The sequence below is a fragment of the Leucothrix mucor DSM 2157 genome (assembly GCF_000419525.1).
Taxonomy (GTDB): Bacteria; Pseudomonadota; Gammaproteobacteria; order Thiotrichales; family Thiotrichaceae; genus Leucothrix; species Leucothrix mucor.
This window is the reverse complement of sequence record NZ_ATTE01000001.1, coordinates 357777-374410: the sequence shown is the minus strand read 5'-3', so window position 1 is coordinate 374410 and position 16634 is coordinate 357777. Positions and strand designations below refer to the sequence as shown.

General features: G+C 48.2%; 14 protein-coding genes. 8 read left to right on the top strand and 6 right to left on the bottom strand.

Annotated elements, in window-relative coordinates; translation table 11 throughout:
* Window positions 1–4: 4 nt before the first annotated feature.
* From LEUMU_RS0101720 to LEUMU_RS0101710, 3 genes are all read left to right on the top strand, one after another.
* Window positions 5–1183, top strand: coding sequence for a glutathionylspermidine synthase family protein (locus tag LEUMU_RS0101720; RefSeq protein WP_022950554.1), 1179 nt, complete (start codon window positions 5–7; stop codon window positions 1181–1183).
* A gap of 512 nt (window positions 1184–1695) precedes the next feature.
* Window positions 1696–2340 carry a LuxR C-terminal-related transcriptional regulator gene (locus LEUMU_RS0101715; protein WP_022950553.1) on the top strand — a complete coding sequence of 215 codons (645 nt, stop codon included), beginning with the start codon at window positions 1696–1698 and terminating at the stop codon, window positions 2338–2340.
* Window positions 2340–4241, top strand: coding sequence for a sensor histidine kinase (locus LEUMU_RS0101710; RefSeq protein WP_022950552.1), 1902 nt, complete (start codon window positions 2340–2342; stop codon window positions 4239–4241). The genes LEUMU_RS0101715 and LEUMU_RS0101710 overlap by 1 nt, the downstream gene beginning before the upstream one ends.
* Window positions 4242–4282: 41 nt before the next feature.
* Here LEUMU_RS0101710 and LEUMU_RS29380 read toward each other — a convergent pair whose 3' ends face one another.
* A complete protein-coding gene (locus tag LEUMU_RS29380; RefSeq protein WP_342664670.1) occupies window positions 4283–4582 on the bottom strand; it encodes a c-type cytochrome in 300 nt (99 codons plus the stop codon).
* A 31-nt stretch (window positions 4583–4613) separates the two neighbouring features.
* Here LEUMU_RS29380 and LEUMU_RS28930 point away from each other — a divergent pair, with 31 nt between their 5' ends.
* Complete coding sequence (locus LEUMU_RS28930; RefSeq protein ID WP_169446334.1) at window positions 4614–5354, top strand: hypothetical protein; 741 nt, start codon at window positions 4614–4616, stop codon at window positions 5352–5354.
* A gap of 7 nt (window positions 5355–5361) precedes the next feature.
* Here LEUMU_RS28930 and LEUMU_RS0101695 read toward each other — a convergent pair whose 3' ends face one another.
* From LEUMU_RS0101695 to nadE, 3 genes are all read right to left on the bottom strand, one after another.
* Entirely contained in the window at window positions 5362–6099 is a 738-nt protein-coding gene (locus tag LEUMU_RS0101695; RefSeq protein ID WP_022950549.1) for a DUF6969 family protein, read from the bottom strand.
* Between the two features lie 73 nt (window positions 6100–6172).
* Window positions 6173–7060: an aldose 1-epimerase gene (locus LEUMU_RS24120; protein WP_084708002.1), complete on the bottom strand. Its 888-nt coding sequence runs from the start codon at window positions 7058–7060 to the stop codon at window positions 6173–6175.
* A gap of 113 nt (window positions 7061–7173) precedes the next feature.
* On the bottom strand, window positions 7174–7962 hold the full coding sequence (gene nadE, locus LEUMU_RS0101685; RefSeq protein ID WP_022950547.1) for an NAD(+) synthase: 789 nt from the start codon (window positions 7960–7962) through the stop codon (window positions 7174–7176).
* A gap of 203 nt (window positions 7963–8165) precedes the next feature.
* Between nadE and LEUMU_RS0101680 the strand changes: the two genes are divergently transcribed.
* From LEUMU_RS0101680 to LEUMU_RS0101670, 3 genes are all read left to right on the top strand, one after another.
* Window positions 8166–11153 carry an NAD-glutamate dehydrogenase domain-containing protein gene (locus LEUMU_RS0101680; RefSeq protein WP_022950546.1) on the top strand — a complete coding sequence of 996 codons (2988 nt, stop codon included), beginning with the start codon at window positions 8166–8168 and terminating at the stop codon, window positions 11151–11153.
* Between the two features lie 124 nt (window positions 11154–11277).
* Window positions 11278–11862 (top strand): LemA family protein, encoded by a 585-nt coding sequence (locus LEUMU_RS0101675; RefSeq protein ID WP_022950545.1) that lies wholly within the window; start codon window positions 11278–11280, stop codon window positions 11860–11862.
* 17 nt (window positions 11863–11879) lie between these two features.
* Window positions 11880–12710: an EF-hand domain-containing protein gene (locus LEUMU_RS0101670; RefSeq protein WP_022950544.1), complete on the top strand. Its 831-nt coding sequence runs from the start codon at window positions 11880–11882 to the stop codon at window positions 12708–12710.
* A gap of 141 nt (window positions 12711–12851) precedes the next feature.
* On the opposite strand, the gene LEUMU_RS0101665 is transcribed toward LEUMU_RS0101670, so the two are convergent.
* Window positions 12852–14369: a hypothetical protein gene (locus tag LEUMU_RS0101665; RefSeq protein ID WP_022950543.1), complete on the bottom strand. Its 1518-nt coding sequence runs from the start codon at window positions 14367–14369 to the stop codon at window positions 12852–12854.
* Window positions 14370–14407: 38 nt separating this feature from the next.
* Window positions 14408–15535, bottom strand: coding sequence for an NAD(P)/FAD-dependent oxidoreductase (locus LEUMU_RS0101660; RefSeq protein WP_022950542.1), 1128 nt, complete (start codon window positions 15533–15535; stop codon window positions 14408–14410).
* Window positions 15536–15714: 179 nt separating this feature from the next.
* Here LEUMU_RS0101660 and LEUMU_RS24115 point away from each other — a divergent pair, with 179 nt between their 5' ends.
* Window positions 15715–16518: an MOSC domain-containing protein gene (locus LEUMU_RS24115; protein WP_022950541.1), complete on the top strand. Its 804-nt coding sequence runs from the start codon at window positions 15715–15717 to the stop codon at window positions 16516–16518.
* The last annotated feature ends 116 nt before the right edge of the window (window positions 16519–16634 follow it).

Sequence of the window (16634 nt, the reverse complement as noted above, 5' to 3'; positions counted from 1 at the left end):
TACCTTGCTGCGCACCCAAACTGTTGAACCCGTTAGCAATGAGCTAATGGAAGAAATTGGTTTTACCTGGCATACCGACCCTGATGGCTCGGCTTATGTCGCCCCGGAGCTGTTACCGGTTTCAGAAGCAGAAGCCGAGGCTTATTACGCTGCAGCCAATGAGCTGTATGACATGTTTGCCGAAGCCGGACAGCATGTCATCGACAATGATTTATTTGAAGAGCTGGGCATTCCGGAAAGTTTGGTTCAACTAATTAAATTCAGCTGGGATGATGATGACTGGCACCTGTATGGCCGTTTCGACTTTGCCGGTGGTATTGATGGCAAGCCGATCAAACTGTTGGAGTTCAATGCCGACACACCGACTAGCTTGTTTGAAACCTGCATTATCCAGTGGGCCCTGCTGAAAAGTAATGGCATGGATGAAGCCGCACAGTTCAACAATGCTTATGAAGTTATTCGTGACAACTTTAAACGCCTGATCACTAATGATGATGGCTTGGAAAAGTTTGATGAATACTTCAATGGCGAGCGCATTTTGTTTTCCAGCGTTCGGGACTTGCCTGAAGATGAGCAAACGACCCGCCTACTCCAGCGCATTGCGACTGATGCCGGATTTAGCACAGACTTTTGCTACATTGATGAAGCCGGCTTCTTACCAGATGAAGGCATCTTTAATAAAGATCAGGAATCCACCAATTTCTGGTTCAAGTTATGGCCTTGGGAAGACATGGCAGCGGATGAGCCTGAGCTAGTTGAACTACTCACCGAGATTGGCCGTAAGCGCACTGGCGTGGTAATTAACCCCGCTTACACTTTGCTGTTCCAAAGCAAAGGCATTATGAAAGTGCTGTATGAACTATTCCCAGACTCGCCATACTTGTTAGCTACTGACAACAAGCCGCTTGAAGGGATTAAGCAAGTATCCAAGCCAATGTTTGGACGCGAAGGTGCCAATGTCGCAATTATTGATGAGCAAGGCGACACGCTGGAGTCTACGGATGGTCCTTACGACGTTCATGACATGCTTTATCAGGAATATGCGGAACTGGCGACCGACTCTGAAGGCCGCTCTTATCAGGCTGGCGTATTCTTCGCTTGGGAAGCCTGCGGACTTGGCTTCCGCCGTGGTTCAAAGATCTTAAACGACACTGCAACATTCGTCGGGCACGTCATTCGCTAAGCCCAATAAAAAACGCCCCGCCTGCAGTACAGGTGGGGCGTCAAACTCCCTTGCAACTTATTATTTTGGCTTATGGCTGTAAACTCTGCTCCGCGACCCTAATTGCAGCATCGCAAAGGCGTATCGATGACTGCGGATATCAAACCAGAATTTACAATAGTGGGACCAGATTATACTCCGTTCGTCGGAGCATTATAACTGTAAGCATAGAACATTTCCGGCGTTTTATGACAAAACGAGGTTTTTTGATTAATTTTAGTACAATTTAAATTCCTGCACTAAATTTTGCAATTAATAAGCACTGTGCAACTGAGTATCACAGTTGGCTTGCCCCAGTTTCACTATATTCTGAAGTGATGGCTATCACACTCACCAATTCTCGGTATTCACCCGAAAAACCAGCAACTTATCGCCTTATACTCAGTGAAAATGCTTAATATATGCTAATCTGTTTTCGATCAGCACTGCCATTTTCCCCCCCAAAATTGTGTTAACGAGATTAAGGTCGCACTATGCATAATGCTTCAGAGTCTAAGATTTCTGTCATGGTCGTCGAAGATGACGCCATTATTCTGGAGCGACTTGCCGGCGTGGTGCAAAGTGATCCGCGGCTTAAACTCCAAGCCACCTGCAGCACGGTTGCCGATGCGCGCCTAGCCCTGCATGATAAAACCCCTGATGTGTTATTGATTGATCTGGATTTGCCAGATGGCAATGGGCTGGAAATCATCACATTGATGCAAGATGAAGGCTTTGATACCGCCATGATGGTGATCAGTGTGTTTGGTGATGAATGGCATATTCTAAAAGCCATTGCAGCCGGTGCCAGTGGCTACCTACTCAAAGATGATGAGTCTATCCAGATCGGCACAGCAATCACTGATTTAGCCGCTGGCGGCGCGCCGATAAGCCCCAGCATTGCCCGTCATTTAATGAAGCACTTTCGCCCCGAGCAAGCCTTACTTGAAAAGCTCACACAACGCGAACAGCAGGTTCTGCAAAAAGTGGCTAAAGGTTATACCTCGCAGGAAATCGCCGAAATTGAAGGGCTCTCATACCATACCGTCGCCACACACGTTAAAAACATCTACCGCAAGCTCTCGGTTAACTCACGCGCCGAAGCGGTGTTTGAGGCGCTAAAAATGAACCTGATTTAATGGGAGATGTTGTCAGAATCTTTCTTCGTACCCCGATGCTGCTGTGGCTTGGTGCTCTGCTGGTTTATGTAATTGCCACATTTTATATTAGTTATTTCTGGCTTAGCCCACTCCCCGAGCAATATCAGTTAACCCGTGCTTATGTGATTAACAGCAATGCCACTACCCCCAGAGAACTGGCTGGTCTAAAACACACCGAAGTTTCGCTCCCCGACTGGGACACCGCCGCTAAGCAAAATACCACTGACCTCTGGTATGTCATCCCCTTTTTAAACTCAGGCTCTGAGCCTCAGCGGATGTCGGTTTACCTCCCCAATATTTCACAAAATGTAGAAGTCTTTATTAATAATCAGTGGATTGGGAATGGTGGAAGAATGGTCGAACCGATCAGCAGAAACCGCAATCATCCGCAAATATTTAACTTTGACCACAATGCATTAGAGCGACAGCGCAACTTTCTTACGATTCGCCTCAAAGGGCAGTTTGCAGAGTCGACCTACTTAGGCGCGGTCTATACTGGCCCGCAAGAGCTGTTACAGCATCACTTTGCACAAAATACCCACCTACGAATTGACCTGGTCACCACCATCACTTTAAGTATGGTGTTCAGCAGTATCTTTATCAGTATTTTATGGCTGTTCCGGCAAGCTGATAGCTATTACTTGTTTTATGCAGTGTTCTCGCTGTTGTGGACTTTTCACGACTCCAACCATTTCCTGCGCACTATTCCGATGCCTCTAGAGTATTGGGAGGTCGTGCTGTCGCTGTGTTTTGGTTACTCCATGCTGGGCGTGGTCATGTTTATCCATCGTTATGCCGGCCAATTTCCTAAAAAAATGGAATACTGGATGATTGGAATCACTCTGGTACTCAGCCTTCCATTTGCCCATCCTGATACCGAATGGGCTATTCGCTATAGCCAAGTGATCTGGAATCCAGCATTGGCTCTATTAGGCTTCTACACGCTGGGTTTTGTGGTCTTTCACTACATTAAATACAAAGAAACACGGCTGATTCCAATTATGACTGCAGGCTCAGGCCTGATGATCTATGGCATGCACGACTTGATCTTAGTGCTACAGCTTATTCCGAAGCAGTCGCCTTTTATGATTCATTTTGCGGCCCTTTTGGTGGTTGTTGTAATTGCCACGACGCTGATTAATCGCTTTGTGCAAAGTATGAATGTGGTTGAGCACTACAATCAAGAGCTACAAAATGAAGTCAAGCGCAAGACTGATGACATTGAACACGGCTATCGACAGGTAAAACAACTCACACAAAAATATACATTAGCCGAAGAGCGCCAACGCATTATGCGGGATATTCACGATGGTATCGGCGGGCAATTGGTCGCAACACTCGTGAGTTTGGAGTCAGGCAAAGTCAGTCAGGAACAACTCAAAGCTAATCTTAAGTCTGCTTTGCAGGACTTGCGTATGGTGATTGATTCCTTGGATTACGAAGCAGAAGACTTACCCACGTTACTGGGCATGTTACGAATGCGCTTATCGGACCAACTGGCCAATGCCCGATGGACACTGCATTGGAAAGTAGATGATTTGCCGCCAATTGCTAATTTTGGCCCTGCCAATGTGCTCAATACCATGCGAATCGTGCAAGAAGCCATTACCAATGCGCTTAAACATAGCTATGCCGAGAACCTTACTATTGAAACAGCGATTGTGAATAAAGGCGAAAACCAGCAGGTTGCGCGAATTTGTATTTACGATGATGGTTGTGGAACGCTACCGCAACAATCGAGCGGCAGAGGCTTGCTGAATATGCAAAAAAGGGCCGACTTGATTGGCGCAGAGTTACGAATTGACTCTCAACCGGGGCAAGGCCTGCAGGTAACTTTGGAAATTCCGGTACCTGAAACGCAAACGACCGGCACACTTTGAAAGCAGTCGGTCGCTCGTTGATTTAAGATCTGGCTGAAGTCTTACTTCGGCGTATAGCCTTTCTGGAAATCAACCACAAATGCCGACAACGCAGCCAACTCTTTAGACTCCCAAGCTAATGGCTTAGCCTGCATCGGTGACATCATGCAGAACTGTACGATTTGCTCAACATCAACCAAAGTTTCAACACCAATTTGTGCCTGAACCATCGCAATCTTATGCGGGTAAGGTAGCGCGAAACTCTTAGATAATGTGTTGTAGCCTGCATGGCAGGTTGAGCAAGACAGCCCTCCGCTAGCACTTAGTGAATTATCTTCCCAAAGCTTCTTGCCGTAAGCGATTAACTCTTCAGCATCGCCTTCATAAGCCTTTGTGCCTTCAGGGCGGGAAATTGCTTTCGATGAAATGCCACCTGCTGCGCAAGGATTTTTAGCGGCACAAGGGTTCGTCGCTGCACATGGGTTAGCTTTAGCCGCGCAAGGGTTCTTTGCTGCACATGGATTGGCTTTAGCCGCGCAAGGATTCGCCGCTGCACATGGATTTGCTTTGGCCGCGCAAGGATTCGCTGCGGCACATGGATTTGCTTTGGCCGCGCAAGGATTCGCCGCTGCACATGGGTTGGCTTTAGCCGCGCAAGGATTCGCCGCTGCACATGGGTTGGCTTTAGCCGCGCAAGGATTTGCTGCTGCACATGGATTGGCTTTAGCCGCGCAAGGATTTGCTGCAGCACATGGGTTAGCTTTGGCTGCGCAAGGATTCGATGTTGCACATGGATTGGCTTTAGCTGCGCACGGATTCTTTGCAGCACATGGGTTTGCTTTAGCTGCGCAAGGATTTGCCGCTGCACATGGGTTTGCTTTAGCCGTGCAAGGATTTGCTACGGTACATGGGTTTGCTTTGGCCGCGCATGGATTTGCTGCTGCACATGGATTTGCTTTAGCAGCACAAGGATTCTTTGCAGCACACGGATTTGCTGCACAAGGGTTACTAGCTGCTGCCACAGTAATCGGCTTAGCCATGGTTTCTGCCAATACCGGCACAGAGACCGCCGTCAGACCCAGCACCATTGCTGCCATTGCCACTGAAAAAGGACGTGCTTTTAAAACTGATTGACTGATCTTCATAGTGATTTCACTCCTGCGTCCTGTTTCTCAAGGCACGCTTTTATTGTGCCGATCTGCTGATCGACATTGATTGTTTTATAACTTGTTACTTCCAGACCCCGATCTTCAAACACATCTACTCCCGGATGCTCTGCTTTCCAGTTACGAATCGCGTCATCACGCTCCCGCAGCAGTTCCGCAATCTCGTATTTAAATAAGCGAAACATCGAAGAAATCCACTGATTCACGGCAAGATTAGGAAAAGCATGATCGACCACGAAAGCATCCAACATGGCAATCACATCCTCGGCTTTATACCAAGTCTCACCGGTTACCCAGCGATTGGTAGTAAACAAACCAATCGGTAAACCATCACGATTCATGGCAATGCAGATCAAATGCGATAAAGCATCATCACCTTCAGGCCAAGGCTCAGTGCCAGTATTACGGATGGGAGTAATTGCGGGAGGCATGCCAGTGGCACGTAGAAAGGTGTGGAAATGGCCATATTCGCCATCTAGACCACGGTGCGTATGGAAGTAATACTGCGACTTAGAGTCTGAATCAAAAACATCATCTGCCGGATAATGGGACAGTTCGTAAAAATCCCCCTGCCCCTTCAAGCACTCGCCAACCAGATTTAAACCGCCTTTGTGTAAGGCACGTTGCGACTCTAAAACCACCTCACCTGCGTCCAGTAAGATGCGCAGAGTTGAGGTCGTTAGCTGTGAATGTATGAGGCTTGTATTCGGCATATAGCTCGTTTTCAATTAGATTCTGTCTTATATACGCCCCACACGTTCAGTCAGATGCAAAAGCCCCTATTTTTTATATTTTAGAGGGAGCAAAATTACAACAAACGCGCAGGCTTTCACCTTGTACCAATTGCGTTAGACCCTGTAAAGAACGGTCCGGCCAGTGGTGGGCGTTAACGGGATGCGACACCGGCTCAAAACAGAAAAATGGCGACTGTTTGCCCGGAGAATAGATGTGGCAGCAAGGCAAATTACCGTCGGTAGTAATCTCCAACTTAAGATCACGCGATGGCCAACCTAAGGTCGCCTGCTGACTCCACCCTGTAAAGCAATGATCAAGCCCTGCTGCCGGTAAATTCTCCACATTGGAAAAGTCCCATTCCGGCCGTTTAGCAATTTCCAAAGCTTCAATCGGGAGCCCTGCATCATCTGAAACAATAAACTCTTGCACGGTCGTTTGCAGCCACGTGTCATCGTCCTGTAAAAACCACGGATGCAGCCCTACCCCATACGGCAAACAGGCTTCACTGAGATTCGTCACCGTCAGCGTAACCTTAAGCGCTGCGCCATCCAGCGTGTAATCCACTTCGGCAACATAATGAAATGGCGGCGTCTCACGTGTTTCTAATCGAAAGCTCACCGATGACTCCGTCTGCTTTATGCATTCCCACGCTTGCTGAAACGCATCACCATGTAGTGGGCTTGGCTCGTCTTTTCGATTAGGAAACAGTGGATAAAAAACAGAATCCGCATAAAAGCCACCATCGGAAATTCGATTGCACCAAGGGATCATCAAGTTACAAGCTAACTGAAACTCATCACTGGCATCGGCGGGTGATGGTCTGAATACCGGCGTGCCATCATCTAAGTCATAGCGTGAAATGGCCGCTCCCATATCCTCACGGATTTGCACCCGAGCGTCTGCTGTTTTTATCTCATACATGGTGTTTGATGATTCCATTTATAATTATTTAAAAGAATTTGAATCCAGTTTGCTAACTGCTGCGTATCTATAAACATGCCGGGGTCAATCCCCTCCCTACAATACTTGGCCCCGGCTCTTTTTTTCCAGAATTACATCAATTCAGCAGGAATCTCACAAACCGGAATCGGATTCATTTTGTGCTGATTCGCTCGATTCAATCGAGTATATATTGCCAACACTTCACGCTCCCGCTCACTCAACTCACTTTCTGGCTTTTCAGCTGGGTCATAGCGCATTGCCCACTCAAGCTCTGGATAGCTTGCACCAATTTGGTCCTCATCAGAGCGGTCATCTCCCCACAATCCATCTGTGGGTTTTGCCACCTGAATCGCTTCAATCACGCCCAAAGTACTCGCCAGACTAAATACTTCTGTTTTCATCAAATCGGCAATCGGGCTGATATCTACTCCGCCATCCCCGTATTTGGTGTAAAAACCAACGCCAAAATCTTCTACCTTATTACCCGTACCAGCCACGATGTAGTTATGTAAGCCCGCAAAATAATACAGTGTTGTCATGCGTAGACGGGCGCGAGCATTAGCCAACGACAAGAAACGCATATCCTCACTTTCAACCGCTGGCAAACTACCAACAAACTGATCAAACACCGGCGTTAAATCGGTCTCGACGGAGCTCACATTCGGGTATTTAGCTTCTAACTGAGCAATATGTTCACGAGCTCGGGTCACTTGTGAACTGGCTTGATGAATCGGCATTTCCAGACACAGCGTTGGCAAGCCCGTTTTAGCTGCCAAGGTGGAGGTTAGCGCCGAATCAATCCCGCCGGAAACACCCACCACAAAGCCTTTCGTGTGGGACTGTTCAACATATGCCTTCATCCAGCTAACAATATGTTCTATAACCGCTTCATTTTTCATGGGTAAGTGCCTTATGTGCAGGAATCAAAAGCCTATGGTAAGCAAAAACCGCAGATAAATCATCCTATGCTGATCTGCTGCTTATTAATCTAAAAAAGCACTAAAAAGGTGCAAAAATGCGGAAAAAACTATTTACCTAAAATCCTATTGGAGTAGTATGACCAAAAAATCCTGTACAAATTAATTCCTGAGGTGGAGATGTCATGAGTCTGAACAATATAGATCAGATAGCTCAAGATTTAAGCCAAAAAGTTAGCCAATCACACGAACAACTTCAGTCCAATCTTAAGTGGCTGAAAGAACAAATGAGTCCTTATTTCTTGGTGTTAAACCAGGATGAGTCGAGCGCCCTTGCTTTGTTGGCGTCCAGCCTGCATGAAATGGAACACTACAAGCGCTTAACCCTTGTTGACCGAGCTGACACATTGATGCTGGCGCAGGTGGATGAGAAAGGATCGCTATATCACACATTGCACGATATTCCTCAGCGCAATATTAACTACCTGGAAATTACCACTTCATTTGGCGTGATGCCAAACAGTGATAAGAACCTTGAAGTCATGCGCTGTGAGTTTAGTCCAGAGGTGACTGAGCCGCTGGCTCCTGCCGGTTCTGCCGTTATCCCTGAGGAAACCAGCAAGCTGGTCACTGAAGCGATGAGCGTACTGGACTCAGACTTTGACACGACACTGGTACCTGCTTTGTTAGATACCCTGTGGCGAAATGACGAAGAATACGTCAAGATTTCACCACCAGATCGTGTGGCGCGTTTGTTGCACCTGTTCCATAATACAGAATCCAATGGCGGTATTTTCTTACGCCGCGAAACCACTACGCATGGTGAGTACCGGATTTCATTTGGTGTAACCAACCCACCACATTCTGGCTTCTTAGCACAGCTATTAGAAGTGTTCCAGCGTTTGGGTATTAGCGTTAAGCGCTCTTACGCACTGACATTATCCAGTGAACTGTCCCCTTGCTTCTTATCGACGTTTTACGTGAAACCACGTGAGCAAAAGTCGTTAAATGCCGGCAGCCCACTGTATGCGTCACTGCGTCGCGAATTGTATAACACGCAAATCCTGTCTACCGGATCGACCAGCTATCGTGCCTTGGTAGAAACCGGTGCAATGACCGGAAATGATGCCACTCTGATCAGCTCTTTGATTAGCTTCTGTCATACCAATTTGGCCCATAGCGCTCCAGATATGTATGACCAAGAAAGCATTATGGCAGCATTCCACAATAATCTGGATGTTAGCTCGCAACTGCTGAAGCTGTTCTACACGCGCTTTGATCCAGAGCTGGATACCGATGATCGCGAAGGCGAGTATCAGGCCGAGCTGGAAAAAACCGTTCACTTAGTGGATGGCTTTAACTCAGGCCGTAAGGTACTGGATACGTTCCGCCGCGTGATTTTCCGCTGCGCGATTTCCTTTATCCGTCATTGCTTAAAGACCAACTTCTTCGTATCTGAAAAGCATGCCTTGGCTTTCCGCCTTGACCCCTTGTATTTGGAAGAGCTGGAGCCGCATTTCATTGCTGATTTGCCGACCGATCGCCCCTTCCGGATTACCTACTTCTCAGGGCGTCGCGGAGCGGGTTACCACATCGGATTCTCAGACATCGCCCGCGGTGGTTGGAGAACGTTGATCACCCAGAGCCGTGATGACTATATTACAAGCGCCAGCACCATGTTCAAAGAGAACTACGTATTGGCCCACACGCAGCATCTGAAGAACAAGGACATCTACGAGGGTGGCTCGAAGCTGGTGGCGATTTTAAATATCGACCCACGCTCCACACCTGAGCAACGTCAGCAGTATTTGTACAAATTGCAGTTTGGCTTTATCAATGCCTTCCTCGATTTATACATCACTGAAAATGGCATCGCGAAGGACAGCCGCGTACTGGATTACTACCGTCAGGATGAGCCGATCGAATTAGGCCCTGATGAGAACATGCACAATGTCATGATCGAGCTGATTGCTAAAACAGCAGCGGCGCGTGGCTATGTGTTGGGCTCCGGTATTATGTCCAGTAAACGCGTGGGGATTAACCATAAAGACTACGGTGTGACTTCGATTGGTGTGATTCGCTTTGCGGAAGTCACCATGATGGAATGCGGCATTGATATGCACAATGCGCCGTTCAGTGTGAAATTCACTGGTGGTCCAAATGGTGACGTGGCCGGTAATGCCATGCGCTTGTTATACGAGCGTTGCCCATACGTGCAAATCAAGCTAATCATTGATGGCAGTGGTGCGCTGTACGATCCGGAAGGTTTGGATAAAACAGCCATGAGCACTGTGGTGCTGCAATCTGATTTGGATGGCTTTGATCCTGAAGCATTGCACGTTGGCGGCTTCCTGCTGTATCGCCAGCAAACCCGCAAAGAAGGCATGAGTGTGCTGTATCGCAAGCTCACCATGACGGATAGCGGCTTAAGTGAAGAATGGGTATCTACAGATGCGTTCTACCAGAGCTTTAATAGTCTGGTGTTCACGGTAGAAGCTGACTTGTTCATTCCAGCTGGCGGACGTCCTGAAACCATCGATAGCAGCAATGTGGAGCGTTTCTTCAAAGATGACGGCACGCCAAGTGCGCCAGTGATTATTGAAGGGGCGAACTCCTTCATTACGCCACCGGCTCGTACTGTGTTGCAGCAACGCGGCGTCGTGATTATGCGGGATGCTTCGGCGAATAAGTGTGGTGTTATTTCATCCTCTTACGAGATCATCGCCAACCTGATGTTTAGTGATGAGGAGTTCTTAGCCTGTAAAGAAGAGTACGTGGCTGATGTCATTGATATTCTGAATCACATGGCGGAGCAGGAAGCCCGTGCGATTCTGAAGCGCTATCGTGAGTTGAAAGGTAGCATTACGTACACTGAGTTATCTAACCAGATCAGCCGCGAGATCAACCAGCACTATGCTCGGATGTTTGAGTTCTTCCAGTCTAATCCTGAGCGTGCTGGTCGTGCTGATCATTTGGCAGCATTAAGAATGCATATGCCTGCGATGATTCAGAACAATCCAAGCTTACATGCGCGGATTAATCGCTTACCAGAGAAAGTGAAGTACGCGATTCTGGCCAGCAAACTGGCGTCTGCCATGGTGTATGCCGGCAATAACGACAGCTTGTATGAAGACCTGATCGACGCCCAGCTGCGGAGAATCTCGCAAAGCTGAGCTAAGCCATAATGCAGTGTGGTGCCTGAATCGTCGGGCACCACTCCTGTTATCGGGAACTCCTCCCACCTCCCCCACAAGCTGATAGACTTTAAGGCACCTTTAATAAAAATAAGTGCCTGTCATGAATATTGGACTCATTATCTTCACGACCTTGGTGATCGCACCATTTGCCTGGGCCATCGCTATCTATAATCAGCTGGTCACGCTGAAAAACAATGCCAAAAAATCCTGGAGCAATATCGATGTATTGCTAAAGCAGCGTAATAGCGAACTGCCCAAGCTAATCGACACCTGTAAGCAGCACATGGCTTATGAAGGTGAAACTTTAGTGCGTGTGATTGCCGCACGTCGTAATGCTGAAGCTGCTTTGCAAAGTGGTGATATCCAAACCATTGGTAAAGCCGAGCACCAACTGGAAGGCAGCCTGATCAATCTATTTTCAGTCGCCGAAGACTACCCTGAGCTAAAAGCCAGCGATGCATTTTTAAGACTGCAAACGCGCATCACGTCCTTGGAAGATAGCATCTCAGATCGCCGCGAGTTCTATAACGAATCCGCTGCGGTGATGAATACGCGCCGCGAGCAATTCCCAGACAATATTATCGCTAATGTCTTTAACTTTGACGGCTTCCAATTGATGGAATTTCGACTGGAAGAGATGGAAGATATCTCCGTCGCCGATCAGTTCGCTGGCAAAGCGACCTAAGCAGGCGGATTGCGGTTATGGGATTGATTATGTTGCGAGGACTGCTGATTTCATCTATCAGCAGTTGGCTGTATATACCGGGATTGCTATTGGTCATTTGGCAAACTAGCGAGCGTAACCTCCCCACCCTGCTGGCCATGGCAGGCGCATTTAGCCTGATCGCATCTATCCTGATCTTTATCCGCTGGCGTACGTTGCATGACACGCCAACCACTTCGCTACGTAATGTCGCTCAAGGCTATGCTGAGGTTATCGGCACGGCGATGACCATGCCCAATGAAGTTGGCCCAGGACCGTATTACCTGCCACCGGTAGTTTGGTTTAGCCGCCCTTACCAAAAAAGTAGTGATCAGTTTTTAGTGGAAGATGAATTTGGTAGTTGCACGATTGATCCGCGTAAAGCCGAGATTATTACCGAACTGTATTTCCGCCAGCAGTATTGGTATCGCGCAATCTTCCCCGGTCAGAAAGTGTATGTGCTGGGACAGCTAACCACTGTGAATGGGCATCAAACCGACCAACAACGCCATCAGGTGATTTTAGGTACGCTGGCCAGTTGGAAAAAAGATCATTATGAAATGCTTCGCCGCTTTGATAAAAATGGCGACGGCAAAATTGACCAACATGAATTGAAGCTAGCCAAACAAGCCGCCGAAGCAATAGTCGATGACGAGCTAGATTATCACTATCGCCAAACCTCTACTCACCTGATTGAAAAGCCACGTGATGGCCGACCCTTTATTTTATCCAGTATTCCGCTGGAGAAATTATTGCAGCGCTATTCACGGGCGATGATTTTTCACTTGTGTGCATGGCCAATATTGAGTGTGATTGCATTTACGCTGTAGGGCCTTCCGTTATCTGCGAGCTGAAACACAGAACTACACTATCTGTAGCTGCTGAGGCGATTCCAAGGGTTGCACCAATATTTCGGTGCCATATCAATGAGACAGTAGCTAAAGATCTAACTCAAACCTGAGGAAGACAACTCAGGCAATTACCCTCAACTCCGCTGGCAATAAAAACCGCAAAATTGCATCGCGCTTTTCATTTTTCGCACCCAAGTCCTGAAGTGGCTCGACCCGACTATGCAGTATCGCCAGTCGCTTCATAATAAAACTACGAATAGCGGTTTGCTCAATTTCGCTCAACACCACATCCTGCAAACTGCCCTGTCGTAACACGTCCAGTGCAGGGCCTAAATTATTCTCGGCAATATGACGCTGCTCAGCACTAGGCTGACCTAATACATGACCTTGTCTGCGCCCTTCACTAAATTCTTTATGGCGTAACCGTAGCCAAGCCTGCAACTGCAACCAGCCATAAGCATCTTTTTCGCAATACTGCGCATAAGTCAGTGTACTGAAGTCTTTCAGATAAGCGTGATAATTAAAGTCATGCACTCCTAAAGCCATATGAGCAATTTCCGCTGGAATCTCACCGCGTAAATCATCAATCGCTAACTCGGCTTCAGTCCCATCTTCCATCACTAGACGATTGCCTGCCTGACCGGTTTCGAGAGCGCCATATTGCATAAGCACCTCGCCTGGCTCATAGGCAAATGACAGCACCGTCACCACGCCATCGTCCGCCATATTGCCACCGATACGTGCCGGATACAGCCTGATTTTCGGGATGTCACCACCCGGTACTTGCCTCAGCACATTACCGGAAATTACTCCGCCAGTTAGCAAACCCGCAATTGAAATCGTATGCGAGCCCATGGTTGTTATATCGTTATCAATAATGCGTAGATTACGTTGCATGCCATCGCTGGCAAAGATGCCTTGTAGTGGCCCATTGGGCGCAACAATTTTGCAGGAGCGAATGCACACGTCAGTCATAATGGTGCCTGCTAGCTGATCACCAACGCGCCGCGCTATGCCATCCACCTCGCGGTATTGCGCCGGTGGAATTAGCTGAATGGCATCGCGGTGTGCATCGCCATAACAACGCTGATCGCTAATACATAAATTACTGACCATCACATGATGATGCCAGACCCGAACCGCATCGGTTTGATGCTCGTGGGTGAGTTCAATATCCGGCTTGCCGGTGAATAATACGGTGGTTGCGCCTATCGCCTCGTCACTTTCCCAGCCCATGCAACTGGCTTGGCAGGTTTCAGCATCCAACACATACAAACACTCTTGCTGGCGCTCGGATGGCGCTAAAAACACCTCATTCGCCTGAGATAGGGCATCTAACTTAGCGGGTAAGGAATCAAGCACTAGCTGCGCCTCAGCAGCACGCTTTTGATACGCCACTAAATTGTTCTTCATAGCCTGAATTTTGGCACTTAAATCTTCACCAGAGCTTTGAGCTTGATGCTGCATCGACTCCAATTTAGCAATGTAATCAGGCAAATAATGCGGGCTATCGGGCTTGAGGTATTTATCCGTTTGCGTCATCGCCTCACGAGCCAACTGTAGCGCCCGAACATGGTGATGATATTGCGTATGCGTATTCATCGCTTCATTTGTCAACGGCGCGTGATGATGCCCCATGCCTTTCTCCCTGATTCGGTTATGGTGTTGGTCCAATGCTAAGCACGATCTAACAGCTGGGTAACCCGCTCAGCCAACGCCAGCGAGGCAGTTAAGCCCGGCGACTCAATGCCAAACAAATTCACTAATCCTGTAATGCCATGTTGCTGCGCAGTGCTGATCTCAAAATCGCTATTGATCGTCCCGTTGTAAGCCACTTTCGGGCGTACGCCGGAATAATCCGGCAGCAAACTGTTATCTGGCAGCTCCGGCCAATAACGTCGCACCTCGGCATAAAATGACTCAGCCCGCTCAGGGCTCACCGTGTAATCAATCTCCGCAGGCAGATTAGAATCCAGAAATTCAACATCCGGCCCAAAGCGCACTTGGCGACCTAAGTCGATGGTTAAGTGTACCCCTAAACCGCCCGTGACGGGTGCGGGATAAATAAGCTGAGTGAATGGCGCTTTGCCCTGTAATCGAAAATAGCTGCCTTTGGCTAATACTGTTTCGGGGATATGCGCTGTGGCCAAACCTTGAATGGATTGCGCTACATCAACGGAATAAAGTCCGGCGCAATTGATAAACTCTTGTGATTGCAGACGCATTGACTCCTCGCCGCCGACTTCCAGCTCAAAACCTGCATCATTTGCGACAACTGATAGCAGTGGCGCGCCTAAAGCCAACATGCCACCGGCATCTTCCAGATCACCTAGCAAACTCAGCATTAAACCATGGCTGTCAATAATGCCGGTCGATGGGGATGCCAGAGCGCCTAAACATTGTAATCCTGGCTGCTGTGCTTGTGCTTCTTCGGCGCTCAGCCAATGCAAATCATTCACACCATTAGCCGTGCCACGCTGAAATAGTTGCTCTAGCGTGTTCATATCTTCTGGCTGAGTCGCCACAATCAGCTTACCAATACGTTGGTGCTTTACCTGCTTGCGCTCACAATACTCATACAAAGCATCGCGCCCTGCGACACAAAGCTCTGCTTTTAAAGAACCCGGTGGGTAGTAGATTCCGGCGTGAATCACTTCGGAGTTACGCGAGCTCACGCCATGACCAAAAGCTGAAGCCTGCTCTAGTAAAATAACTTCACGTCCGCTTTGTGCAAGTGCCGCTGCACAAGCTAAACCAACAACACCCGCTCCAACGACTACCGTTTGAATTTGCATGACTTCCATGTTTCGTTTCCAACGCCTCTATTTATACTGCTAATAATTACATGTAATGCTCACGCAGCAATCACTAAAATTGCCTCATGCCCTGCTAGCTGCCACTATCATAAGCAAGCAACGATTAAACGGCCGATAAGTAAACACTCACAGCCCTCATCACTCATATTTACGCAGTAGGATACCTTATGATTACCGTTTCCCAACTCACTATCTATCCTTTTAAATCCGCCCAAGGCATTGCCATTCCTGATACAGGCTTCGATGCCGAAGGCATGCTCAATGACCGCCGACTGATGGCCATAGATGACAAGGGTATTTTCATCACCTCCCGTAGTAACCCAGAATTACTACAACTGCGCTGCGAAATGAATCCTGATGGTTGGACTCTATCTCACCCTAATCAAGCTTTAGCCTGCCCAATACCAAACCACAACAGCATGTCCAAGCCCACCTCACTCAACGGCCAAGTCTGGCGCGACAAAATTCAGGCATTGGATGCTGGCGATGCTGCGGCCGTGTGGCTTAGCGAGATCCTCAGCTTAGACGCTCGCATCGCGATCTGGAAACCAAACGCTCGCCACTCTGCCAAGTATAACTTCGAAACCAGCTTTGCCGATGCCTCGCCCATCTTAATTGCCAGCGAAGCCAGTATGCGCCAAGGCTGTGACTGGGCTGGGATTCCCTACGATGCGCGCCGCTTCCGCCCGAATATCATTGTAAGTGGTGTTGAGGCGTTTGCTGAAGATCACTGGAAGCAGGTTCGAATTGGTGAGAGCACCTTTGAAATACTCGACCCTTGCGAGCGCTGTATTTTAACCACGCGTGACCCGGATACCGGCGAAGCGCATCCCGATAAACAACCAATGGCTGTTCTCATGGAAAAACATGCCAGCGCCGCCTCACAACCACTGATGGGAATGAACGCTCGCCTTAGCTCTGCACCATCAGAGAGCCGAATTGCGGTCGGTGACGTTATTGAATTGCTCTAAAAAACATCATGCACCAAATCAGTGCAAAGATGAACGTTTTGTGAATATAATCTGACAACCTAATGACACTCCAGCTGCCTTCAATCGATTGCAGAACAAGCAGTAGTGCGCTGTCT

Coding starts and splice junctions, on each gene's coding strand:
- LEUMU_RS0101660 (WP_022950542.1), bottom strand. CDS start 15,535: ATGGAAGTCATGCAAATTCAAACGGTAGTCGTTGGAGCGGGTGTTGTT.
- LEUMU_RS0101715 (WP_022950553.1), top strand. CDS start 1,696: ATGCATAATGCTTCAGAGTCTAAGATTTCTGTCATGGTCGTCGAAGAT.
- LEUMU_RS0101710 (WP_022950552.1), top strand. CDS start 2,340: ATGGGAGATGTTGTCAGAATCTTTCTTCGTACCCCGATGCTGCTGTGG.
- LEUMU_RS24115 (WP_022950541.1), top strand. CDS start 15,715: ATGATTACCGTTTCCCAACTCACTATCTATCCTTTTAAATCCGCCCAA.
- LEUMU_RS0101670 (WP_022950544.1), top strand. CDS start 11,880: ATGGGATTGATTATGTTGCGAGGACTGCTGATTTCATCTATCAGCAGT.
- LEUMU_RS0101695 (WP_022950549.1), bottom strand. CDS start 6,099: ATGCCGAATACAAGCCTCATACATTCACAGCTAACGACCTCAACTCTG.
- LEUMU_RS0101675 (WP_022950545.1), top strand. CDS start 11,278: ATGAATATTGGACTCATTATCTTCACGACCTTGGTGATCGCACCATTT.
- LEUMU_RS24120 (WP_084708002.1), bottom strand. CDS start 7,060: ATGGAATCATCAAACACCATGTATGAGATAAAAACAGCAGACGCTCGG.
- LEUMU_RS0101680 (WP_022950546.1), top strand. CDS start 8,166: ATGAGTCTGAACAATATAGATCAGATAGCTCAAGATTTAAGCCAAAAA.
- LEUMU_RS0101665 (WP_022950543.1), bottom strand. CDS start 14,369: ATGGGGCATCATCACGCGCCGTTGACAAATGAAGCGATGAATACGCAT.
- nadE (WP_022950547.1), bottom strand. CDS start 7,962: ATGAAAAATGAAGCGGTTATAGAACATATTGTTAGCTGGATGAAGGCA.